Here is a 22,637-nt window from a genome sequence, read left to right as displayed (position 1 = left end):
GCCAGGGAAGGGCACGCGCCACCCGCTCCGGCACCTTCCCTGCGCTCCGCACGGGCAATACGGTGCACCCCATGCGCCTCTCCAGACGAGCTCTTCTCGCAGCGACCACGGCGGCGACAGCGGCCTCCGTCTCCTCCCCGGCCTCGGCGGCACCGCGCCCCCCACGCCTGCGCACCGGTTTCGAACGGCTCTCGGCGGACGGCTACGCGCTCCTCGACGGGCAGAAGGTCGGGATCGTCACCAACCCTACCGGCGTGACCCGGGACGTCCGCCACATCGTGGACGCCATGCACGCCGACGACCGGGTGAACCTGACGGCCGTCTTCGGTCCCGAGCACGGTTTCCGCGGCACCGCGCAGGCGGGCGGTTCGGAGGGCCGCTACGACGACCCGGCCACCGGGCTGCCGGTGTACGACACCTACCTCAAGAGCGGCCGGCCGCTGGCCGACGTCTTCACCGCGTCCGGCGTCGACACGGTCGTCTTCGACATCCAGGACGCCGGCGCCCGCTTCTACACGTACATCTGGACCCTCTACGACTGCATGGAGGCGGCCCAGCTCGCCGGGAAGCGCTTCGTCGTGCTGGACCGGCCCAACCCGGTGACCGGCCGAGCCGCCCTGGGGCCCGTCCTGCACGAGGAGTTCGCCACCTTCGTCGGCCGCCGGCCCATCGCGCAGGCGCACGGCATGACGGTCGCCGAGCTGGCGCTGCTGTTCAACGGGGAGTTCCTGGACACCCCCGTCCCGCTGGAGACCGTGCGGATGACGGGCTGGAAGCGCTCGGACTTCTACGACGCCTCGGGGCTGCCCTGGGTGCCGCCGAGCCCCAACATGCCCACCCCGGACACCGCGCTCGTGTACGCGGGCACCTGTCTGTTCGAGGGCACCAATCTCTCGGAGGGGCGCGGCACCACCCGCCCGTTCGAACTGCTCGGCGCGGACGGCGTCGACGGGCGCTGGGCGGCGGCCGTCAACGGACTCGGGCTGCCCGGCGTGCGGTTCAGGGAGGCGTACTTCGCGCCGACCTTCTCCAAGTTCCAGGGGAAGACCATCGGCGGTGTGCAGCTCCATGTGCACGACCGGGCCGCGTTCGACCCGGTGCGCACCGGCATCGCGCTGCTGGTGACGGCCAAGCGGACCTGGAGCGGCTTCGCCTGGCGTGCGGACAACTGGATCGACAAGCTCACCGGGTCCACCCAGGTGCGCACGATGATCGACGCGGGCGCGGACACCGACGAGGTGGTGGCGGGCTGGCAGCGGGAACTGGCCGCGTTCCGCCGGGTCCGCGAGGAGTATCTGCTGTACCGGTGAGGCCTGGCGCGGGGGTCGAGGCCCCCGCGCCGGTCCGCGCCGGATCACCGGTGCGAGGTGAACTCCACGACCTGCTGGTACGTCGGCCGGTTCTGCCAGCTGATCTTCCCGTGCCTGATGCCGCCCAGGGTGCGCTGGACGATCGCGTCGGCGCACCACTGGTCGCCCGCCGCGCACTGGTCGTCGCCGGGGTAGACCTGGGCCGCCGTGCGGCCGGCCGCCTCCTTCAGGGTGCTGATCAGCAGGTCCCGGCAGGCGGTCAGGCTGCCGCCGCCGCAGTACACGCGGTCGAGCGGACCCCGGACCGGCTCACCGAGCACCGCCCGGATGTCCTTGTCGACATAGCTCCACCAGCCGTACTGGAAGGAGCTGCCGGCGTGCGATCCGGTGGGGCCGTGCCCGGCGGACGGGGCCTCGTCGACGGGCAGGTTGCGCTGCATCACCGTGTAGAGGGTGCTGCCGAGCCCGGGTTCGAACTGGGCCTTCACCAGCCGCGGCCACCAGGCGTCCAGGATGCGGATCGCGTCGGCGTCGGCGTACTTCTTGGAGCCGGCCGAGGTCTCGGTGCGCCGGGCGCCCGCCGCGACCCACGCCTGGAGCCTGGTCACCGCCGCGGCGGCCTGGGAGTCGGTCACCGGCGCGCTGGTGACGACCCTCAGCAGCCCGGGCAGGACGTCCTCGGCGCGCAGGTCGGCGAGGCCGGCGTCGGCCATCGCCTTCACCAGCGCGGCCCGGGTCACCCCGCCCTTGCCGACCAGCGCGCGCACCCGGTCGTCCAGCAGGTCGCCCCGGTGGACGGAGCCGTCGCCCCAGGGCGCGGTGCTGTAGTCGGCGGCCTGCTTGTTGTTCCAGGAGATGTAGTAGTCCTGGTCGACGGAGCTAGGGTGCTCGGACGGCGGGGTGTACCGCGCGGTGTTCCCCGCCGGGTCCCAGCCCTGCCACTCGTGGGCCGGGCGCGCCCAGACCGGGAAGTCCGCGTCGACGCCGGCCGCCCGGACCGGGTTGTCGCCGCTGTTGTGGTACGCGGTGTGCGCGGAGTCGGCGTAGAACCAGTTGAAGGTGAAGTTGATGTGCTGGGTGGCCCGCTGGAAGTCGGCCGGGCCCTTGACGTAGTCGGGGTCGTTCAGCATCTGGAAGCCGATGATCGAGTCGACCTCGTGCAGGTACGACGAACGCAGGCTGGTGTAGGCGACCTTCTTGCCGCCGACGGTCGCGCGGTGCGTCACCGGGCCGTACGCGGTGCGCCACACCCGCATCGTGTACGAGCCCACGGCGGTGCCGTCGGCGGTGGTCGGCTTCCAGGCGTTCCTCCGCTCGACCTTGTCCATCGCCGTGCAGGTGCCGCGGTGGAGGTAGTGGTGATCGTCCTGGCAGAGCTCGACGGCGTAGGTGTCGACGATGTCCTGGCCGGAGGTCGTGGCGCTCCACGCGTAGTCCTGTCCGCGGCCGAGTTCGACGTACATGCTCAGGCCCGCGAAGGAGGCGCCGCGCGCGCTGATGCCCGGGCCCTGGATCTCCTGGAGGAGCAGCAGCTGGGGCGCGAAGTAGCCGGTCTGGGGCCCGAAGACGGCGATCGGGTGGCCGCTCGCGGTGTGCTCGCCGCTGACGACCAGCGCGTTGGACATGCCCCGCCGGGCCGAGCCGAGGGCGGTGGCGGCGGCCGTCGCGGAGGCACCGCTCGCGGCGGCGCCGGCCGCGCTGCCGGTCCGGTCGTACACCAGTTGCTCGTCGGTCACCGAGCCGGCGTCCGGCAGGGCCGTGCCCTGCGGGTCGGCGGGCTTCGTGGCGTACGGGAAGCTCTTGCCGTGGACGGTGACGGCGGCCTCGGGATCGTTGCGCTGCCGGAACGACTCCCACAGCCGGGTGCCCTCGACGACGCCGTACTTCTCCTGGGCGGCCAGCAGGGAGAGCGCGTTGTCGACCTCGCCGCCGCCCCCGGAGCCGAACAGGGCGCCGATGACGGAGGCGAGCGCGACCAGGTCCGTCAGCTTGAAGTGCTCGATGGTGCCGGCGTTGGTGATCGAGTCCTTGTGGCCGGTCAGGACGTACTCGCCGGGGAAGTAGCGGCCGCTGTCGGAGGCCTCGATGTAGCTGTTGACACCGTCGAGGTAGGCCGTGGCGTCGGCGAGCGCCTGCCGGCCGCGGTCGCCGCCCTTGGCGACGGCGCTGTCGATCTGCGCCTGCAGTTCGGCCTCGGTGTAGGGCGCGCTGCGCCAGAACTGCTGTTCTAGCCCCTGGTTGGAGGGGGCTCCGCCGGCGAAGGAGGTCAACTGGCCGCGTCCGACGTGCCGGAAGACGTCCATCAGCCACAGCCGGTCCTGGGCGGCCGCGTAGCCCGCGCCGAACTCGGTGCCGTAGCGGGTGGTCCCCGTGATGTGCGGCACGCCCGTCTTCTTGTCCCGGACGATCGTCACGTCGCCGCGTCCGGCGGGCTCGAGGGTGGAGGCGACCTGGTCGGACGGGACACCGAAGGAGGCGTCCTCGAAGAAGGTGCTGAGGGTGGCGTCGGTGAGTCCCGGGTGGCCCTTGGCCAGGGCGGCGTACGGGCCGAGCTGGTCGGACGCGTGCTCGGGCAGGGTGCCGAAGGCCTGGTTGAGCAGGATCTGGGCCAGGGTCGCGTTGCCGTTCTGGCCCGGCGGGAGGATGTCGGAGCAGCGTCCGCCGCAGTGGTCGGTCACGGCGGCCGGCTCGGCGGCGGCCTGGGACACGGTCACCGCCGGGGAAAGCGGTGACAAAAGACCGGCAATCAACATGCATACGGATGCGGCCTTCAGGAACCCGGGGAATCCGCCGGGAGTTCTCGGTACGGCTGGGGCGTTGCGTGGGGTACGCCGTGGCATGGCAGCTCCTACCGACGAGGGGGGCCGGGACGTTACCGGCGGTATCCCCGAGATTGAAGATGAACATGCGTCAGGTTTCCGAGTCGCCAGGACTCGCTGAGGAGGTCGTCGCACAACGGATGGAGCCGAATCGCTTGTCGATACGTCTATTCGTCAACGCCGCGCCGGAAGGAGGCGCGGTGTCGCCGAAGTGACCGAAGTACAGGTGCAGATGTGACGGAGGTGCAGGGCGATGGCAGGTTTCCGGAGTCTGGCGAGACAGGTGCGCGATCCGCGGTGCGACCTGGCACTGCGGCGTTATTCACTGCGCAAGTGCCTGGAGCGGTTCGCTCCGTACGGGCACAGGGCGACCTGGGACCACTTGTGCTCCCGGGCGGGATTCGGTCCGGAGGACCGGTCTCCTGAGCCGGCGCGGCTCGTGGCCGCGTTGGAGGAGCTGGAAGAGGCGCGTTCGGTCTGGCTGGCCTACGAGGTCGCGTTCGCCGAGCGGCGCAAGAAGGAGAAGCACGACGGACTGCGCAGGCCGGGCAGCGTGGACGACTGGCACCGGCTGACCTGGGGCGGGTTCGGCGTCGCCTGGTGCGACGACCCCCGGGTGCACCCGCGGGGGCCGCTGGCCGACGTGCTGCGCAAGCTGATCTCCGCGCTGGAGCGCGCGCCGGGCACGAACTGCCCGGTGTGCCACGGGGACCGGCTGGTCTGGAAGTACGACCTGGCCCATGAACCGTCGTCCGGCCCGGTCTGCACGGACTGCGGCATCGTGGTGCCGCGTCCGGTTCTCACACCGGAGGCGCTGGCGACGGCGCGGCGCGGACAGCGCATGCTCGTGTCCGCCTAGGGGGGCGCCCCCTCCCAGGGGGATCCTCAAGCACGTCGGGGGTGCGCCGGGGATGCCGCACCCCCTCCCTCGGGACGCGCCGCCGCGTCCTGCGCTGTCGGTGCCGCCTGGCACCATCGGTACATGGTCCAGGTCTGTCTGAACGGTTCCCGGGGAGCGGGCGACGGAGCGCGGGTGCCGCTGACCCCTTCGGCCCTCGCGGAGTCGGCCGCCGACGCGGTCGCCGCCGGGGCCACCGACGTGCACGTCCACCCCAAGTCCCCCTGCGGGCAGGACAGTCTGTCCGCGGGTGTACTGACCCCGGTGCTCACCGCGCTGAGGGACCGGGTGCGGGTGCCGGTCGGGGTGACGACGGGGGTCTGGGCGGAACCGGACCCGGCGGCACGGGTGGCGCGCATCCGCGGCTGGACGGTCCTGCCCGACCACGCCTCGGTCAACTGGCACGAACCGGGCGCCGAGGAGGTGGCCGCCGCGCTGCTGGCGCGGGGCGTGGGCGTGGAGGCGGGCATCTGGTCCGGCACGGACGGTGCGGCCCGGTTCGCCGCGTCCCCGCTGGGCCCGAGGGTGCTGCGGGTGCTGGCCGAGGTGACCGACGCCGATCCCGGCAGCGCGGTGACGACGGCTCGGGCGCTGCTCGCCGAACTGGGGCCCGCCCACGGCCGCCCGGTGCTGCTGCACGGGGAGGACGGGGGCGCGTGGCCGGTGCTGCGGCTGGCGGGCCGGCTGGGCCTGGCGACCCGCGTCGGCCTGGAGGACACGCTGTTCCTGCCGGACGGCGAACGGGCGCACTCCAACGCCCACTTGGTGAGCGAGGCCCTGAAGTGGCTCCCGCACTCCGGTACCGCGAAGACGGTGTGACGTGCGGTCAGGGACGGTCGGCGTCCTGCCGCCGCCTGTTCCCCCTCTGCTCCGCCAGCAGGCGCGAGCCCGTCAGCCGTTCACCGGTGATGTCGTCGGGGTTGGACAGGACGCAGCCGTCGAGGGAGAGACAGCCGCAGCCGATGCAGTCGGTCAGGTGGTCGCGCAGGCGGTTGAGCCGGCTGATGCGTTCGTCGAGCTCCGAGCGCCACGCCTCCGACAGCCGCGCCCAGTCCTCGCGGGTGGGCGTGCGCTCCTCGGGGAGTTCGGCGAGCGCCTGCCGGATCGTGGCCAGCGGGATGCCGACGCGCTGCGCGGCCCGGACGAAGGCGACCCGGCGCAGGGTGTCACGGGTGTAGCGGCGCTGGTTCCCGGAGGTGCGGCGGCTGGTGATCAGGCCCTTGGACTCGTAGAAGTGCAGGGCGGACACCGCGGCACCGCTGCGGGCGGACAACTGGCCGACCGTGAGCTCGTGGATCTTCTCGGGGATCTGGGGCACGCCCCCAACCTACCCACCCGTGTCACTCCCCCGGTCCGTTGACAGGCATCCGGCCACCTAGCATGCTAAGCAGTTGCTTAGAGTTTGCTTCTTCCGAGACACGTGACGCGAGAGGCCTGGACATGGCAGAGCCGAGGATCTTCACCGGCGCCGACGACCTGAAGGCGGCGGTGGGCGAGCAGCTGGGGTACACGGACTGGGTGGATGTCGACCAGAAGCGGATCGACACCTTCGCGGAGGCCACCGGCGACCACCAGTGGATCCACGTCGACCCGGAGAAGGCCGCCTCCGGCCCGTTCGGCACGACGATCGCCCACGGCTATCTCACCCTGTCGCTGCTGCCGCTGTTCGGCCCCCAGCTGATCGCCGTCGAGGGCGTGAAGATGGGCGTCAACTACGGCACCAACAAGGTGCGTTTCCCCGCCCCGGTCCCGGTCGGCTCGCGGCTGCGCGCCACCGCCGTCATCACGGACGTCTCGGACGTGGCGGGCGGTGTGCAGGTCAGCGTCGCCTTCACCGTGGAGCGCGAGGGCGGGGACAAGCCGGTCTGCGTGGCCGAGTCCGTGTCCCGGTACTACCTCTAGCGGCTGGCGGATGTCCTGTCGATCATGCCGGACACCGGGAGCCCGGCATGATCGGCGAGACGCCCGCCGGGTGGCTACTTCGCCCCGACCATCCGCAGCACGAGGTCGGCGTAGAGCGCGCCGACCTCGTCCGGCGTCCAGGGGCCGGACACGTTGAACCAGCGCGCCACGTCGATGCACAGGGACAGGACGGCGAGGGTGGTGCCCTTGACGTCCAGGACGTCGAAGTCGCCGGCCGCCACGCCGTCCTCGATGATCCCGCGCACCTCGGCGTCGCACTGCCGGCGCAGCGCGAGGATCTCGGCGCGGGCGTCGGGACCCAGCGAATCGAGTTCGTACTGCACGACCCGGGCGGTGGTGCGCCCGCCGGCGTGCCAGCGGACGAAGGAGCCGACCGCGTCGGCGAGCCGCTCGGCAGGGGTGCCCTCGCGCCGGGCCGCCGTGCGCAGGATGTCCAGCGCCTTCTCGTGGCCGATGCGGCTGATCCGGTGGAGGAGCTCCTCCTTGGTCTTGTAGTGGATGTAGAGCGCGGCAGGGCTCATCCCCGCGCGGCCCGCGATGTCCCGGGTCGTGGTGGCGTGGTAGCCGCGCTCGGCGAAGGCCTCCACGGCGGCGATCAGCAGCCGCCGGGCCGCGTCGGGCGTGACCTCACCCCACGCCGACGTCTCGCCGCCGGCCGTGTCCTCCGCCGTACTCATCGCTCACTCGCCCCTCTCGCAGACAGAGGGTCCACCATACCGCCCCAGGTGAGCGGGCGCTTAGCGCGCGGTACGGCCCCGGTCCCTCAGTGCTTGGGGAAGGGCGGGTAGGCGGGCGGTGCCGTCGCGTCCTGGCGGTCCCGGATGACCTTGGCGAGGGTGAACGCGGACGTGACGAGGTAGAGCACGGCGATCGCCAGGAAGGCCCGCACCCAGGCGTCGGCGTTCAGCTTGAAGATGCCGATCGCGGTCGCGGCCATGGCGACCGCGAAGGAGGCGACGGCCTGGCCGTAGAAGGCCGCGGTGTTGTGGGGCTTGCCCGATGCGTCACTCATGGGCCCATGCTCGGGCCGCCGCGGCCGGTCCGGCATCCGTCGAAGTACCCAGAGGGGCCCAGGGGGTACTCAGCCGGTACTCAGAACGCCCCAGCCGGTGATCAGAACGCGGAGACCCCGGTGAGCGCCCGGCCGATGACCAGCTTCTGGATCTGGCTGGTGCCCTCGTACAGGGTCATCACACGGGCGTCGCGCAGCAGCTTGCCCACCGGGTACTCGTCGATGTAGCCGTAGCCGCCGAAGACCTGCAGGGCGTTGTTGGCGGCGCGGACGGCGGCCTCGGAGGCGAACAGCTTGGCCTTGGAGGACTCCACGGCGAACGGCTGCCCGCGGTCGATCAGGTCGGCCACCCGCCAGGTCAGCAACCGGGCCGCGTCCACGTCGACGGCGATGTCGCTGATCAGCTCCTGGACGAGCTGGTGCCCGGCGATGGGCTTGCCGAACTGCTCGCGCTCGCCCGCGTAGCGCACGGCGGCGTCGAGCGCGGCCTGGGCGATGCCCACGCAGCCCGCGGCGACCGACATCCGACCCTTGGCCAGCGCCGACATCGCGACGGAGAATCCCTTGCCCTCCTCGCCCACCCGGGCCGACGCGGGCACACGCACCCCGTCGAGGACGAGTTCGGCGGTGGCCTGGCCGCGCAGACCGAGCTTGCCGTGGACGGTGCGGCGGGTCAGGCCGGGCGTGTCCGTGGGCACCAGGAACGCGGAGACGCCCTTGTGACCGGGCGCGTCCGTGGAGCGGGCGAAGAGCAGTACGACGTCGGCCCAGGTGCCGTTGGTGATGAACATCTTGGTGCCGGAGATGACGTAGTCGCCGCCGTCGCGTACGGCCCGGGTGGCGAGGCTGCCCGCGTCGGAGCCGGTGCCCGGCTCGGTGAGGCCGAAGCAGCCGACCAGCTCGCCCGCGGTGAGCCCGGGCAGCCAGCGCCGCTTCTGCTCCTCGCTGCCCCAGGCCGCGATCGTCTTGGCGACGAGGCCCAGCGAGACGGACACGATGCCGCGCACGGACGAGTCGCCCCGGCCCAGCTCCTCGGTGACCAGGCAGTACGCGAGGTGGTCGCCGCCCGAGCCGCCGTACTCCTCGTCGATGGTCAGGCCCAGGAAGCCGACCTCGCCGAGCTTCTTGACGATCGAGCGGTCCACCTCCTCGGCGCGGTCCCAGGCGACGGCGTGCGGGGCGATCTCCCGTGCGACGAAGTCCCCGGCGAGCCGGCGGACGGCGGCCTGCTCCTCGCTGAGCTCCAGGTTCATGCGGCGGACACCTCACCATTAAACTAACACTGCTAGTTTCTATCGGGCAGCCCTACTATGTGCGCCATGGCCCGACCGCGCAAGCCCCTCCTCAACTACGACCGGATCGTCGCGACGGCCCGCGAACTCGTGGACACGGAGGGCCTGTCGGCTCTCTCCACGCGTCGGCTCGCCGCCGAGCTGGGCGTCAGCGGCCCCTCCCTGTACAACCACTTCCGCACCAAGGACGAGATCCTGGAGGCGGTCGCCGACTCGGTGAGCGCCCAGGTCGACCTGTCGATGTTCGAGGACGGCCGCGACTGGCGGACCGCGCTGCACGACTGGGCCGTCTCCTACCGGGCTGCCCTGCGCGACCACCCCAACATCGTCCCGGTGCTGGCCCGCGGCCCCGGCCGCCGCCCGGCCGCGCTGCGGCTCGCGGACGCCGTCTACGGCGCGATGGTCGAGGCGGGCTGGCCCGCGTCGCAGGCCACCTCCATCGGCGCGCTGATGCGGTACTTCATCATGGGCTCGGCGCTCGGTTCCTTCGCGGGCGGTTTCGTGGACGACGCCAGCGCGTACGACCCCGCCGACTACCCCCACCTCGGCCAGGCCCACCTCCTCGCCGAGCAGCAGGAGAAGGTCGACGAGCGGGCCTTCGAGACGGGCCTCGCCGCACTGCTGGACGGGCTGGCCCTGCAGTACGCGCGCCTGGCCGGCGAGAGCTGACGCGGGCGTACGGACCGTTCGGCGCGGGCCGAAACGTCCGTGCCCCATCCTGGGAGGCATGGCCACCAGGGAACCCCAGGCGCCGCGGCTCGCCCGGCTCGCGGCGCTCATCGCCGACGAGACGCGGGCGGCCTGTCTGCTGGCGCTGCTGGACGGGCGGGCCTGGACCGCCGGTGAGCTGGCCCGGCACGCGGGGGTCGCCGCGTCCACCCTGAGCGAGCACCTCGGCAAGCTCGTCGCGGGCGGGCTGCTCGCCGAGGAACGGCAGGGACGGCACCGGTACGTCCGTCTGGCCGACGCGCGGATCGCGCAGCTGGTGGAGACCTGGTGGCCCAGGTGAGCCCGGGCGCCCGGCCGGCGCCCGGGAGCCTGCGGGAGGCCGGCGCCCACGCGGCGATGGCCCGCGGCCGCACCTGCTACGACCATCTCGCCGGGCGGCTCGGCATCGCGCTCACCGACGCGCTCACCGCGCGCGGGCTGCTGCGCCAGGACACCGGGTTCGCCCTAACCGACGCCGGCCTCGGCTGGTTCGCCGCCGCCGGCATCCCGCTGGAGCGGACCGGGCGCCGGCCGCTGGCCCGCGCCTGCCTCGACTGGACCGAACGCCGGCCGCACCTCGCCGGGTTCGCGGGCGCCGCCCTGTGCCGGCACGCCCTGGACGCCGGGTGGTGCGTACGGATCGGCTCGGAGCGGGCCGTGAAGGTGACCGCCGCCGGTGAGCGGGCGTTCTGCGACCTGCTCGGCGTCGAGGCGGGCGCCCTTCGCTGAAGGCCGCCGCCCGAAGTTGAAGGCCGCTACCCGAAGTTGTAGGCCGCCGTCCGAAACTGAAGGCCGCCGTCCGAAAAACACTTTCGCCGAGCCCCGTTCCCGGTCCACGATCCACCGGTCCCCACCCGACTCCCTCCCGACGCCCGGAGTATTGATGACCTCCCCTCTCGCCTCCCCGTCCCGCCGTACCGGGCTGCTCGCCGCGGGCGCCGCCACCGTCACCGTCGTGCTGTGGGCCTCGGCGTTCGTGTCGATCCGCCGCGCGGGCGAGGAGTACTCCCCGGGCGCGCTGGCGCTCGGACGGCTGCTCGTCGGCGCCGCGGTGCTGGGCGCCCTCTGCCTGATCCGGCGCGAGGGACCGCCGCCCCGGGCGGCCTGGCCCGGTGTCGCGATATCGGGCTTCCTCTGGTTCGGCCTCTACAGCGTGGTGCTGAACTGGGGTGAGCAGGAGGTCGACGCGGGCACGGCGGCCCTGGTGGTGAACGTCGGGCCCCTCCTCATCGCCCTGCTGGGCGCCCGGCTGCTCGGGGACCCGATGCCGCCGCGGCTGCTGGCCGGGATGGCGGTCTCCTTCGCCGGCGCGGTGACCGTGGGCGTGTCGATGTCGGGCGGGGGCGGCTCCTCGGTGCTGGGCGTGGGCCTGTGCCTGCTGGCCGCCGTCGGGTACGCGGGCGGGGTCGTGGCGCAGAAGCCGGCGCTGGGGCACGCCAGCGCCCTCCAGGTGACGACGTACGGGTGCCTGGTGGGCGCGGTGCTGTGTCTGCCGTTCGCCGGCCGGCTGGTCACGGAGGTGGGGGACGCCTCGCTGCCGGCCACGCTCCACGTGGTCTACCTGGGGGTGTTCTCGCTCGCGGTGGCCTTCACCACCTGGGCGTACGCCCTGGCCCGCACGACCGCCAGCCGGATGGGCGCGACGACCTACGCGGTGCCCGCGCTGGTGATCCTGATGTCGTGGCTGGCGCTGGACGAGGTGCCCGGGCTGTTGACGCTGGCGGGCGGGGCGCTGTGCCTGGCCGGCGTCGCCGTGTCGCGGTCGGGCTCGCGGGCCGCCCGGGTGGTGGCGAAGGCGCCGCGCACCGGGCGGACCCACGAGTCGCTGTGACCGGGCCCTGGGCGCCGGGGCCGGTCAGAAGACGACCAGGGCCCGGCCTCCCTTGCCGGCGAGCATGTTCTCGAAGGCGGCCGGGATGCCGTCCAGGGCGATCCGCTCCGTCACCAGGGCGCCGAGGTCGAGGCGGCCCTCCCGGACGTGTCCGGCGAGGACGGGCACGTCCCGCGCCGGGTCGGAGTTGCCGTAGACGCAGCCCGCGAGGGTGCGGCCCCAGTGGAAGATCTCCAGAGCGTTGAAGGTGACCTGCTGGTCCTTGCCGCCGATGCCGACGACCGTGGTGCGGCCGCCGCGCCGGGTGGAGTCCCAGGCGGCGCGGATCGTGGTGGCCCGGCCCACGCACTCGACGGCGACGTCCACGCCCTGCCGGCCGGTCAGGCCGCGGATCTCCCGGGCGGTGTGCTCGGAGGCGACGACGTAGTCGGTGGCGCCCGCCGCGCGCGCCAGTTCCTCCTTCGCCGGGGAGACGTCGACGGCCACGATCCGTCCGGCGCCCGCGATCCGGGCGGACTGGAGCGCGGCCAGGCCCACGCCCCCGACGCCGAACACGGCGACGCTCTCGCCGGCCCGGACCCGCGCCGAGTGGTGCACGGCGCCGTAGCCGGTGAGGACGGCGCAGCCCAGCAGGGCGGCGTCGGTGAGCGGCACACCGTCCGGCAGGGGCAGGACGCAGTTCACCGGGACGACCGTCTCCTGCGCGAACGCCGCGACATTGAGGCCGGGGTGGAGCTCGGTGCCGTCGGTGGTCCGGGCGTGGACGTTCGCGGCGCCGTTCAGCGCGTTGGCGCACAGCCACACCTCCCCCAGCCCGCAGGCGTGGCAACTCCCGCAGGACGGCGCCCAGTTCAGGACGACCCGGTCGCCGGGGGCGACGGCGGTGACGCCCTCGCCGACGGCGACGACGGTGCCCGCGCCCTCATGGCCGAGCACGGCGGGGACGGGGACGCGCATCGTCCCGTCGGACAGGGACAGGTCGGAGTGGCAGACGCCGGCGGCGGCGAGCCGGACGCGGACCTGGCCGGGTCCGGGGTCGGGCAGGACGATCTCGGTGACCTCGAGCGGGGCCCCGACGGCGGGCAGGACGGCGGCGCGGACGGCCATGGCGGACGACTCCTCGGTCCTAGAAGGGCTGGTGGCGGGCCTCAGAACTGCAGGGACTTGGTCTGGAGGTACTCGGTCAGGCCGTGTGCGCCCAGTTCCCGGCCGACGCCCGACTGCTTGTAGCCCCCGAAGGGGGCCAGCGGGTTGAACCGGCCTCCGTTGATGTCGACCTGGCCGGTGTCCATGCGGCGCGCGAAGGCCACGGCCTGTGCCTCGTCAGCGGCCCAGACGGCACCCGCGAGACCGTACACGGTCCCGTTGGCGATCCGCAGGGCGTCCTCCTCGTCCTCGTAGCGCAGGATCGACAGGACCGGCCCGAAGATCTCCTCCTGCGCGATCGTCATGTCGGGACCGACGTCGGCGAAGACGGTCGGGCTGACGAAGTAGCCCTTCTCGCGCGGCGCTTCCGGGCCGCCCGCCACCAGCCGGGCCCCTTCGGCGACGCCCTTCTCGATGTAGCCGAGCACCCGCTCCTGCTGCCGGGCGCTGACCACGGGACCGATGCGCTCGCCGTACTTCGCGGCGGCCTGCGCGGCCAGTTCCACGGCCTCGTCGTACCGGTCGCGGTGGACCAGCATGCGGGTCCAGGCGCTGCACGTCTGCCCGGAGTTGGACATCACGTTGGCGACACCGACGTTGACCGCCTTGGCCAGGTCGGCGCCCGGCAGGATGACGTTGGCCGACTTGCCGCCGAGCTCCAGGGCGACCTTCTTGACGGCGGCGCCCGCCACCGAGGCGATCCGCCGCCCGACGGCCGTGGAGCCGGTGAAGGAGACCAGGTCGACGCCCGGGTGCTCGGCGAGCGCCTGCCCGGCGACCGGGCCGAGCCCGGTGACCAGGTTGAGGACGCCCGCGGGGACCCCGGCCTCGTGCACCGCCTCGGCGAACAGCTGGGCGACCAGCGGGGTGTTCTCGGCGGGTTTCACGACGATCGTGCAGCCCGCGGCCAGCGCCGGGGCGGCCTTGGCGACGATCTGGTGGAGCGGGTAGTTCCAGGGCGTGATGGCGCCGACCACGCCGATCGGCTCGTGGTACACGGTCGAGTTGCCGACCTTCTCCTCGAACGCGTACGTGCCCGCCAGCTCCGCGTACGAGCCGGCCACCGCGATCGGCACGGCCGCGTGGACGGCCTGGGAGAACTTCAGCGGGGCGCCGAGTTCGGCGGTGACCGTCGCGGCGATCTCGTCCCGGCGGGCGTCGAGGACGTCCCGCAGCGCGGTCAGCCGCGCGGCGCGCTCGGCGGGCGGGGTGGCGGCCCAACCCGGCAGCGCGGCCCGGGCGGCCCGTACGGCGGCGTCGATGTCGGCGGCGGTGCCGGCCGGAACCGTCCCGACGACCTGCTCGTCGGCCGGGTTCACCACCTCGATGACGTCCTGGCCGGCGGCGGGGCGCCAGGCACCGTCGATGTACATGCCGTCGTGTGCCCTCATGGCGGTTCCTCCCGGGGCGGGCCGTCGACCGGCCGCCGCCGCGTTCGTCGTTCCGGCTGTGGTCATCCGGTCCATAAACTAGCGGCGATAGTTTTGACGCGCCAGGGACCCCAGGGGATCGGCCCGGTCCAGGAGCCACCTTCACGCCGTCACTCCTCCAGGTCCGGCAGCCGCGCCGGGGCCGGGCAGATCCGGTCGCCGTGCTGGTCGAAGACGAACAGGTGGGCGATGTCCACGAGCAGCGGCACCTGCATCCCGTGCCGCAGCGCGAGGTCGGGGGTGGTGCGCACGATGAGGTCGCCCGGGAGCCGCCCCTCGGGCGGCGCCGGTTCGCCGGCCGGACCGGCGGGTTCCTCCACCGTCACCACCGGGCCGGCCCGCAGGGCGCCCGCCCGGCCGCGCAGCCGCTCCAGCACGGTGCCGCCCTCGCGGCGGCGCCGCCGGTTCGGCGGGGCCGGGCGCGGCGCCTCCAGGTCGGGGACGACGGCGGGCCGGGAGCCGGTGTTGAAGTGGACGAGCATCTCGTGCCCCTGGAACTCCAGGTGCTCGACCAGTCCCGTGATGTGCGCCTCGCCGGGCCGGGCGGCGGCCCGGTCGCCGATCCGCACGGCCTCCGAGCGCAGGCCCACGATGACCTCGCGGCCCTGCTGCACCCGGAGCAACTGGTGGTCCAGGCTGAGGGGTTCGGGCAGCCGCAGGTACTGCTTGCCGAGGCTGATGGTCATGGCGCCGTCGAGCGGGGCGCGGACGACGCCGCGCAGCAGGTTGATGCGCGGGGTGCCGATGAAGGCGGCGACGAAGACATTGCGGGGCAGCGCGTACACCGTGCGCGGGGTGCCGACCTGCTGGAGGACGCCGCCGCGCAGCACGGCGACCCGGTCGCCGAGCGACATGGCCTCGGCCTGGTCGTGGGTGACGTACACCGTGGTGACGCCGAGCGTGCGGGTCAGGCCCGATATCTCGGCGCGCAGATGGTTGCGGAGCTTGGCGTCGAGGTTGGACAGCGGCTCGTCCATCAGGAACGCGGTGGGGCGGCGGGCGATGGCCCGGCCCATGGCGACGCGCTGGCGCTCCCCGCCGGAGAGCTGGCCGGGGAAGCGGTCGAGCAGTTCCTCGATGCCGAGCAGGCGGGCGGTGGCCTCGACGCGCGGGCGGGGGTCGGCGCCGGGCGACTCGATGCGCAGCGGGAAGCCGATGTTGTCGCGGCTGGTCATGCTCGGGTAGAGCGCGAAGTTCTGGAAGACCATGGCCATCCGGCGGTCCGCGGGCAGCAGGTCGTTGGCGTACTCGCCGTCCAGGAGCAGTTCGCCGTCGTCGATGTCCTCCAGTCCGGCGATCATGCGGAGCACGGTGGACTTGCCGCATCCGGAGGGCCCGAGGAGGACGAGGAACTCACCGGGCCGGATGTCCAGCGAGAGCCGGTCGACGACGCGGGCGCCCCGCGTGTACGACTTGCTCACGGTGTGCAGAGAGATGGCGCGTGTCATGGCGGCTGCCCCCGGGGGCTCACTCGATCGCCTCGTGCGGTCGTACGGGGCGTGTGAGTCACGGAAGTTAACGGAATGTGTGCGGCCGGGGGAAGGGAACGGGCGGGATCGGGCGGCGCGGTCCAGCACGTGAGAAAGCGGACGCTCCCGTTCAGCCCTTGCGCGCGGGTTCGCGGGTGCCGGTGAGATGCGCGAAGACGACCACGTTGCCCGAGTAGCCGGTCCTGTGGTCGTAGGTGCCGCCGCAGGTGATGAGCCGCAGCTCCGGACGGTTGCGCGTGCCGTAGACCAGCCGGTCGGGGAACTCGTCCTTCTCGTACGACTTGATGGCGTCGACCGTGTAGACGGCGGTGCGCCCGTCGGCGCGCCGGACCTCCACCCGCTTGCCGCGCTTGAGCTCACCGAGGCCGCCGAAGACGGCGGGACCGGTGTTGGTGTCGAGATGGCCCACGGCGACGGCGGTGCCCGGCTCCCCGGGGGACGGTCCGTCCGTATACCAGCCGGCCAGTTCGGGCTCGTCCTCGGGCGGTGTGGTCAGCCGGCGCTCGCTGTCCAGGCCCAGGTCCATGAGGTCGGCGTCGACGCCGATGTAGGGGATGACGATGCGGGTCGCCCGGGAGCGGGGCAGCGTGCGGGGTGCCGGGCGCCCGGACGCCGCCTCGGGGCGGGGCGCGGCGGACGTGCGCGCCGGACGCGGGGACGGGGTCCCGGGGCCGGCGGTCCCGGGGCGTGCGGAGGTGGACGGGTCGGGGGTGGTGGCCCCGGGGCGCGCGTCACCGGCCTGGACGGCCCGGGGCTCCGGAGCCGGCGCGGCCGTGCCGGCTCCGGGGCCTTCCCGGTGGACGATCCGGCTGCCGCCCACCACCAGGACGACGGTCAGGACCGCCGTCCTGGCCAGCCGGTAGGCGCGCCTGCGGTACCAGGGCCGGCGCCTTCTACGCGCCATGCGAACGCCGACGGAGCCGGAACCACATCACCCCGCCCACGGCGGTCAGGCCGACGGCGGCGGCACCGGCGACCGTGGTGAAGGCCTGGTCACGGGCGATGCCGCCACCCCCGGCGGCCGGTCCGCCCTGCGGGGCGGGCGAGGGGGTCGACATGGAGGCCCGGCAGTCGACGGTGAAGGTCTTCTCCCGGTTGGGGGCGGTGGCGCCCGTGAACTCCCAGGTGAGCCGGTACTGGCCGTCCGGCAGGGTCAGGTCCTCGCTGTGCCCGATGCCCCGGTTGAGGGTCACGGTGCCGTTGAGCGTGGCTCCGCTCGGGACCGTCGGCTGGGTCACGATGTTCCAGGTCACGGTCCCGACGGTCTCGAAGTTCGCCAGGTCGAGGTAGAAGCGGCAGACCCTGGGCTCGTCGATGGCGTCGCCGTAGTCCGTGCGCCGGACCCCGTCCCACGGCGCCGTGTGGATCTTGACGGTGCCGTTGTCCCCCGGGGCCATCGGAGCGGCGGCTCCGGCCGACGGCAGCCCGGTGAGCGGGGTCAGCGCGGCGGTGAGCGCCGTGACGGCGGCGATGCGCGCGGCTCGGCGTCGAAGAGGCGTGGTGGGCATGCGAGTCCTCCGAGTCAGACGATTTTCGTACAAATCACTCGTCTCTGACTCTCTTTCACATCCGCCCCTCAAGATCGTGGAAGCAGGGCCTTACGGACCATCAGATACCACTCTTTCGACGCAACACGGCCTCGGGGCCGTGTCGCGCGCCGTCGTCCCCCGCCTCTCCGGCCGGCCGCGCGGGCGAGCGCAGCGCCGTCCCCGCCGAGACCAGCAGCAGCGCCCCCAGCATCACGAACGGCGCCGCCACCCCGGCCAGTCCCGCCACCAGGCCCGCCGACGCCGGGGCGGCGACCTGCCCGAGGCGGTTGCCGGTCAGCCGCAGCGCGAGGGCGGTGGAGCGGGCACCCTCGGGGGCCGCCTGGACGACCGTCGTCATGGACAGCGGCTGGCCGACGCCGAGACAGAACCCGAGCACCGTCAGCATCGCGGCGAGCGCCCACACCGGCACCGGCAGCGCGACACCCGCGCACAGCAGGGCGCCGAGCAGGCAGGTGACGGTCAGCAACGCGGTGCGGCCGAGCAGCCGCAGCAGGGGCGTCAGGACCAGCCGGCAGGCGATGGTCGCGGCGGCGCGCAGGCTGAGCAGGACGCCGATCACGGAGGGCGCGATGCCCCGGTGCTCGCCGACCACCGGGAGGTAGGCGGTGAGGATGTCGGTGGCGGAGAGCACGGAGAGGCTGACGAAGATGCCCGCGGGGACGCCCCGCGAGCGCAGGATGCGCCGGACGGGCACCCGGTCCCCCGGCACCGTCGGGGACCCGCCGGTCGTACGGCTCTCTATGCGCCACAGCGAGGACAACGCGACCGCGCACCCGGCGCCCGCCGCCAGCAGGGCGAGCGCGCTGCCGTGCGCCCGGTCCGGGCCGCCGATCAGCGCGCCCGCCGCGATCGGCCCGACGAGCTGGCCGAGGGAGGCGCCGATGGTGAAGTGACCGAAGTTGCGGTCCTGTTCGTGCGGGGCGGACTGCCGGGCGACGAGGGACTGCGCGCCGATGACGAAGCAGAGGTGGCCGAGGCCCATCACACCGCTCCAGACGGCCATCGCGCCCAGCGAGCCGGCCAGGCCGCTCAGCGCGCAGCCGCCGGATATCAGCACGACTCCGGCCGGCAGCAGCGGCGCACAGCGCCCGTGGTCGGTGCGGCGGCCCAGCGGGACCGCGGCGAACAGCGGGAGCAGGGCGTACACCCCCGCGATCACGCCGACCGCCCGCTCGTCGGCGCCGAGCGCCAGGGCCCGGTAGGAGACGGCGGGCCGGGCCATCGACACCGCCCCCTGCGCGAAGCTGAAGGCGATGACGAGGCGGAGCAGCCAGCCGCGGTTCCCACCGGGCTTCATGGTCGTCTCCTTCCGGGACGGGCCGAACGGGACCTGGGGATCAGACGATTCCGAAGAGGACGCCCGCCGCGAGGACGACGAGGCAGGTGAGCGCGGCCCACTTCACCACGAACCGCGTATGGTCGCCGAACTCGACCTTGGCCATGCCGACGAGGACGTAGACGGCCGGGACGAGCGGACTCGACATGTGCAGCGGCTGGCCGACCAGGGAGGCGCGGGCCATCTCCAGCGGGGTGACTCCGTGCGCGGCCCCGGCCTCGGCGAGGACGGGCAGGACACCGAAGTAGAAGCCGTCGTTGGACATGAAGTAGGTGAGCGGGAGGCTCAGCACCCCGGTGACCAGGGCCATGTGCGGGCCCATGCCCTCGGGGATGACGTCCACCATCCACGTGGCCATGTGGTCCACCATGCCCGTGCCCTGGAGGACACCGGTGAAGACGGCGGCGGCGAAGACCATGCCGGAGACGTTGAGGACGTTGTCGGCGTGGGCGGCCAGGCGGGCCTTCTGGTCCGGGATGTGCGGGAAGTTCACCGAGAGCGCGAGCGCGGCGCCGAGCAGGAACAGCACCGGGATGGGCAGCAACTCCATGATCATGGCGGTCAGCAGGGCGACCGTGAGCAGCGCGTTGAACCAGTACAGGCGGGGGCGCAGGGTAGGCCGGTCCGGGTCGAGGGCGGCGAAGCGCTCGTCGTCGGCGCCGTCCGGGCCGGTGCCCTCGGTGCCGGCTGTGGCGGTGCCCTCGGTGCCGGTGCCCGAACCTTCGCCGGACGCCGGGGAGCCGGCCGCCGCGCCGCCCGCGCCCACGAGGACCGTCTCGGTCTCCTTCTCCGTCACCAGGACCTCGTCCGGGGCGAGCACGCCGAGGCGCCTGCGCTCGCGCACCCCGAGGACGTACGACAGGACGAGGACGGCCAGCAGGCCCACGGCGAGGGCCGGGATCATCGGGACGAAGACGTCGCCGGCGTCGACCTTGAGCGCGGTGGCGGCGCGGGCGGTCGGGCCGCCCCAAGGCAGCGTGTTCATCACGCCGTTGGCCATCGCGGCGACGCCGGTCATCACGACCAGGCTCATCTTCAGGCGCTTGTACAGCGGGTACATCGCCGAGACCGTGATCATGAAGGTGGTCGAGCCGTCGCCGTCGAGCGAGACGACCGCGGCGAGGACCGCCGTGCCGACGACGATCCGCATCGGGTCGGCCTTGCAGAACCGCAGGATGCCCCGCACGATCGGGTCGAACAGGCCGACGTCGATCATCACCCCGAAGTAGACGATCGCGAACATGAGCATCGCCGCGGTGGGCGCGAGGCCGGTGACGCCGTCGATGACGTAGTCGCCGAGCTTCGCGCCCTTTCCGACGAAGACGCAGAACGCGGCCGGGATCAGCACGAGTGCCGCGATCGGTGACATCTTCTTCATCATGATCAGGACCAGGAAGGTCGCGATCATGGCGAAGCCGAGAATGGTCAGCATGAGTGGATACCTAACGTTCGCCCTTGAACGACCCACCAGGGCCGGCGGTGCGTTGGACGTTAGGTCCCGCCGAACGGTGTTAACAAGACGTTGACATGCGAGCAATAAGCGCAGAACTCCAGGTCAGAGCTTTGCTCAGGTCAGCGCACTGATCGTTTCGGCCACCGGTGACACCTCGACCGGCACGCCGTTGAGCACCGCGTTGCCGGACAGCGGGTCGAGCGCGCGGCCGTCGAGGAGCTGGTTGACGTTGACTCCGGGGTCGCCGGAGGCGTGGCCCAGCCGGGTGCCGGGGCGGTCGTGGCCCCAGCCGTGCGGCAGGCTCACCACGCCGAGGCGCACGGCGTCGGTGACCTCGGCGGGCGCGGTCACCTCTCCCCCGGCGCCCTTCAGGCGTACGGGTGCCCCGTCGCGGACGCCGAGGCGTTCGGCGTCGTCGGGGTGGATGTGCAGGGTGCAGCGGTTGGAACCGCCGGTGAGGGCGGGCACGTTGTGCATCCAGCTGTTGTTGGAGCGCAGGTGCCGGCGGCCGACCAGGACGAGTCCGTCGGGGCGCTCGCGCAGGGCCGCCCTGAGCCGGGGCAGGTCGCCCGCGAGGGGTTCGGGCAGCAGCTCCACCTGACCGCTGACGGTCTTCAGCGGCTGCGGCAGCCGGGAGGCGAGGGGCCCCAGGTCGATGCCGTGCGGGTGGGCGAGGAGCCGGTCGAGGCTGAGCCCGTCCGGCCGGGCGCCGAATCCGTCGCCGTAGGGGCCGAGGCGCAGCATCATGTCGAGGCGCCGCTCGGGGCCGCTGACGCCCGTGAGGAGGGCGGCGAGTTCGCGCGGGTCGCGGCCGTGCACCGGGGAGTGCGGTTCGGTGACGGCCTTGCCGAGGGTCTGCCCGATGACCATGTCGTCCACGGCGGAGGGGTCGGTGCCGTGCAGGCCGGTCGCGGCCAGGACGAGCCGGGCCATGATCTCGGTCTCGGCCATACGGCCCGGCTCCAGCGGGATCGCGGGCCGGGTGTAGCGGACCTGGTTGCGCACGGCGAGGGTGTTGAAGGCGAAGTCGTGGTGCGGGCTCTGCGACGGCGGGGGCGGCGGGAGGACCACGTGCGCGTGCCGGGAGGTCTCGTTGAGGTAGGGGTCGACGCTGACCATGAACTCCAGGGAGTCCAGCGCCTTGTCGAGGCGGTCGCCGTCGGGCGCGGAGAGCACGGGGTTGGCGGCGACGGCGATGAGGGCGCGGACCGGTGTGCCCTCGTCGGTGGCGGTGTCGATCTCCTCGGCGAGCGCGGAGAGCGGCAGTTCGCCCTTGGCCTCGGGGTGGCCGCTCACCCGGGAGCGCCAGCGGCCGAGCGCGAAGCCGTGGCCGGGTCCGGCCGGGCGGGGCGTGCGGTCGGTGGCGGCCTGCGGGAAGAGGGCGCCGCCGGGGCGGTCGAGGTTGCCGGTGAGGATGGTGCAGACGTCCACGAGCCAGCTGGCCAGGGTGCCGTGCGGGACGGTGCAGCTGCCGATGCGCCCGTAGACGGCGGCGGTGGGGGCGGCGGCGAGCTCCCGGGCGAGGGTCCGGATGGTGCCGGCGTCCACGTCGCACGCCCCGGCGACGGCCTCGGGTGTGAAGTCCCGCAGCGCGTCCCGGAGTTCACCGAGACCCTGGAGGTGCGGGGCGAGCTCCCCCGGATCGGCGAGGTCTTCCTCGAACAGCGTGTGCGCGATCGCCGCGAGGAGCAGCGCGTCCGTGCCGGGCCGGATGGCGATGTGCCGGTCGGCGAGCCGGGCGGTGCGGGTGCGGCGCGGGTCGATGACGGTGAGGGTGCCGCCGCGGGCCTTGAGGGCCTTCAACCGGCCGGGGAAGTCGGGGGCGGTGCACAGACTGCCGTTGGACTCCAGCGGGTTGGCCCCGATCAGCAGCAGGTGCGCGGTGTGGTCGAGGTCCGGTACGGGGATCGCGTTGGCGTCGCCGTACAGGAGTCCGCTGGAGACGTGCTTGGGCATCTGGTCGACCGTGGAGGCGGTGAACAGGCTGCGGGTGCGCAGGCCGGCGAGGAGGACCGGCGGGTAGAGGGCGCCGGCCATGGTGTGCACGTTGGGGTTGCCGAGCACGATGCCCACCGCGTCCGGCCCGTCCCGCTCGACGACCGTGCGGAGGCCGGCGGCCACGGCGTCGAAGGCCTCCTCCCAGGTGGCCTCGCGCAGGACGCCGTCCCGGCGCACGAGCGGGGTGCGCAGCCGGTCGGGGTCCGCGTCGACGGCACCGAAGGCGGCGCCCTTGGGGCAGATGAACCCCTTGCTGAAGACGTCGTCGCGGTCGCCGCGGGCGCCGGTGACCTTGGTCCCCTCGATGGTGAGCGTCAGGCCGCAGGTGGCCTCGCACAGGGGGCAGATGCGCAGTGCGGTGCGGGACACAGGTCCTCCCGGGGTGGGTGACGGCGGCGGTGGGCGCCGCCGTGCGCCGAGCATACCGACCGGTACGCATGG

Annotated in this window: 19 protein-coding genes and 1 pseudogene; 7 read left to right on the top strand and 13 right to left on the bottom strand. The window is 73.2% G+C overall.

Annotated features, from left to right (window positions below; genetic code table 11):
• The first annotated feature begins 71 nt into the window (after window positions 1–71).
• On the top strand, window positions 72–1,310 hold the full coding sequence (locus tag ABZ899_RS02920) for a DUF1343 domain-containing protein (protein WP_361339838.1): 1,239 nt from the start codon (window positions 72–74) through the stop codon (window positions 1,308–1,310).
• Window positions 1,311–1,354: 44 nt separating this feature from the next.
• Here ABZ899_RS02920 and ABZ899_RS02915 read toward each other — a convergent pair whose 3' ends face one another.
• Window positions 1,355–4,150: a penicillin acylase family protein gene (locus ABZ899_RS02915; protein ID WP_361339835.1), complete on the bottom strand. Its 2,796-nt coding sequence runs from the start codon at window positions 4,148–4,150 to the stop codon at window positions 1,355–1,357.
• A 232-nt stretch (window positions 4,151–4,382) separates the two neighbouring features.
• Here ABZ899_RS02915 and ABZ899_RS02910 point away from each other — a divergent pair, with 232 nt between their 5' ends.
• Both ABZ899_RS02910 and ABZ899_RS02905 read left to right on the top strand, forming a co-directional pair.
• Window positions 4,383–4,988: a hypothetical protein gene (locus ABZ899_RS02910; protein WP_361339832.1), complete on the top strand. Its 606-nt coding sequence runs from the start codon at window positions 4,383–4,385 to the stop codon at window positions 4,986–4,988.
• Window positions 4,989–5,111: 123 nt separating this feature from the next.
• Window positions 5,112–5,846, top strand: coding sequence for a 3-keto-5-aminohexanoate cleavage protein (locus tag ABZ899_RS02905; protein WP_361339829.1), 735 nt, complete (start codon window positions 5,112–5,114; stop codon window positions 5,844–5,846).
• A gap of 7 nt (window positions 5,847–5,853) precedes the next feature.
• On the opposite strand, the gene soxR is transcribed toward ABZ899_RS02905, so the two are convergent.
• The gene (gene soxR, locus ABZ899_RS02900; RefSeq protein WP_361339826.1) at window positions 5,854–6,345 is read right to left on the bottom strand and encodes a redox-sensitive transcriptional activator SoxR; all 492 of its coding nucleotides are present in this window, start codon (window positions 6,343–6,345) and stop codon (window positions 5,854–5,856) included.
• A 122-nt stretch (window positions 6,346–6,467) separates the two neighbouring features.
• On the opposite strand from soxR, the gene ABZ899_RS02895 reads away from it, so the two are divergent.
• A complete protein-coding gene (locus ABZ899_RS02895) occupies window positions 6,468–6,929 on the top strand; it encodes a MaoC family dehydratase (RefSeq protein WP_361339823.1) in 462 nt (153 codons plus the stop codon).
• 74 nt (window positions 6,930–7,003) lie between these two features.
• On the opposite strand, the gene ABZ899_RS02890 is transcribed toward ABZ899_RS02895, so the two are convergent.
• The 3 genes from ABZ899_RS02890 to ABZ899_RS02880 all read right to left on the bottom strand — a co-directional run bounded on the left by ABZ899_RS02890 (window position 7,004) and on the right by ABZ899_RS02880 (window position 9,215).
• On the bottom strand, window positions 7,004–7,627 hold the full coding sequence (locus tag ABZ899_RS02890) for a TetR/AcrR family transcriptional regulator (RefSeq protein ID WP_361339820.1): 624 nt from the start codon (window positions 7,625–7,627) through the stop codon (window positions 7,004–7,006).
• Between the two features lie 86 nt (window positions 7,628–7,713).
• The gene (locus ABZ899_RS02885; RefSeq protein ID WP_361339817.1) at window positions 7,714–7,962 is read right to left on the bottom strand and encodes a YiaA/YiaB family inner membrane protein; all 249 of its coding nucleotides are present in this window, start codon (window positions 7,960–7,962) and stop codon (window positions 7,714–7,716) included.
• Between the two features lie 101 nt (window positions 7,963–8,063).
• Window positions 8,064–9,215, bottom strand: a complete 1,152-nt coding sequence (locus tag ABZ899_RS02880; protein ID WP_361339815.1) for an acyl-CoA dehydrogenase family protein — start codon at window positions 9,213–9,215, stop codon at window positions 8,064–8,066.
• A 66-nt stretch (window positions 9,216–9,281) separates the two neighbouring features.
• Between ABZ899_RS02880 and ABZ899_RS02875 the strand changes: the two genes are divergently transcribed.
• The 3 genes and pseudogenes from ABZ899_RS02875 (at window position 9,282) to ABZ899_RS02865 (ending at window position 11,793) form a co-directional block, all read left to right on the top strand.
• Window positions 9,282–9,923, top strand: coding sequence for a TetR/AcrR family transcriptional regulator (locus ABZ899_RS02875; protein WP_361339812.1), 642 nt, complete (start codon window positions 9,282–9,284; stop codon window positions 9,921–9,923).
• A 58-nt stretch (window positions 9,924–9,981) separates the two neighbouring features.
• Window positions 9,982–10,691: pseudogene (locus tag ABZ899_RS02870) on the top strand (winged helix-turn-helix domain-containing protein).
• Between the two features lie 154 nt (window positions 10,692–10,845).
• On the top strand, window positions 10,846–11,793 hold the full coding sequence (locus ABZ899_RS02865; protein WP_361339809.1) for a DMT family transporter: 948 nt from the start codon (window positions 10,846–10,848) through the stop codon (window positions 11,791–11,793).
• A 24-nt stretch (window positions 11,794–11,817) separates the two neighbouring features.
• Here ABZ899_RS02865 and ABZ899_RS02860 read toward each other — a convergent pair whose 3' ends face one another.
• From ABZ899_RS02860 to ABZ899_RS02825, 8 genes are all read right to left on the bottom strand, one after another.
• Complete coding sequence (locus ABZ899_RS02860) at window positions 11,818–12,900, bottom strand: Zn-dependent alcohol dehydrogenase (protein WP_361339806.1); 1,083 nt, start codon at window positions 12,898–12,900, stop codon at window positions 11,818–11,820.
• A 41-nt stretch (window positions 12,901–12,941) separates the two neighbouring features.
• Window positions 12,942–14,330, bottom strand: coding sequence for an aldehyde dehydrogenase family protein (locus tag ABZ899_RS02855; RefSeq protein ID WP_361339805.1), 1,389 nt, complete (start codon window positions 14,328–14,330; stop codon window positions 12,942–12,944).
• Between the two features lie 149 nt (window positions 14,331–14,479).
• Complete coding sequence (locus ABZ899_RS02850; RefSeq protein WP_361339803.1) at window positions 14,480–15,817, bottom strand: ABC transporter ATP-binding protein; 1,338 nt, start codon at window positions 15,815–15,817, stop codon at window positions 14,480–14,482.
• 151 nt (window positions 15,818–15,968) lie between these two features.
• Window positions 15,969–16,763 carry a class F sortase gene (locus ABZ899_RS02845; protein ID WP_361339800.1) on the bottom strand — a complete coding sequence of 265 codons (795 nt, stop codon included), beginning with the start codon at window positions 16,761–16,763 and terminating at the stop codon, window positions 15,969–15,971.
• The gene (locus tag ABZ899_RS02840) at window positions 16,753–17,367 is read right to left on the bottom strand and encodes a hypothetical protein (RefSeq protein WP_361339797.1); all 615 of its coding nucleotides are present in this window, start codon (window positions 17,365–17,367) and stop codon (window positions 16,753–16,755) included. The genes ABZ899_RS02845 and ABZ899_RS02840 overlap by 11 nt, the downstream gene beginning before the upstream one ends.
• Before the next feature lie 100 nt (window positions 17,368–17,467).
• On the bottom strand, window positions 17,468–18,706 hold the full coding sequence (locus ABZ899_RS02835) for an MFS transporter (protein ID WP_361339795.1): 1,239 nt from the start codon (window positions 18,704–18,706) through the stop codon (window positions 17,468–17,470).
• 40 nt (window positions 18,707–18,746) lie between these two features.
• A complete protein-coding gene (locus ABZ899_RS02830) occupies window positions 18,747–20,213 on the bottom strand; it encodes a citrate:proton symporter (RefSeq protein ID WP_361339792.1) in 1,467 nt (488 codons plus the stop codon).
• A gap of 99 nt (window positions 20,214–20,312) precedes the next feature.
• Window positions 20,313–22,565: a molybdopterin oxidoreductase family protein gene (locus ABZ899_RS02825; RefSeq protein WP_361339790.1), complete on the bottom strand. Its 2,253-nt coding sequence runs from the start codon at window positions 22,563–22,565 to the stop codon at window positions 20,313–20,315.
• Window positions 22,566–22,637 lie beyond the last annotated feature (72 nt).

The sequence above is a fragment of the Streptomyces sp. NPDC046859 genome, from assembly GCF_040645135.1.
Taxonomy (GTDB): Bacteria; Actinomycetota; Actinomycetes; order Streptomycetales; family Streptomycetaceae; genus Streptomyces.
The sequence above is the reverse complement of the archived record's forward strand: the minus strand, read 5'-3'. Positions and strand labels throughout refer to the sequence as shown.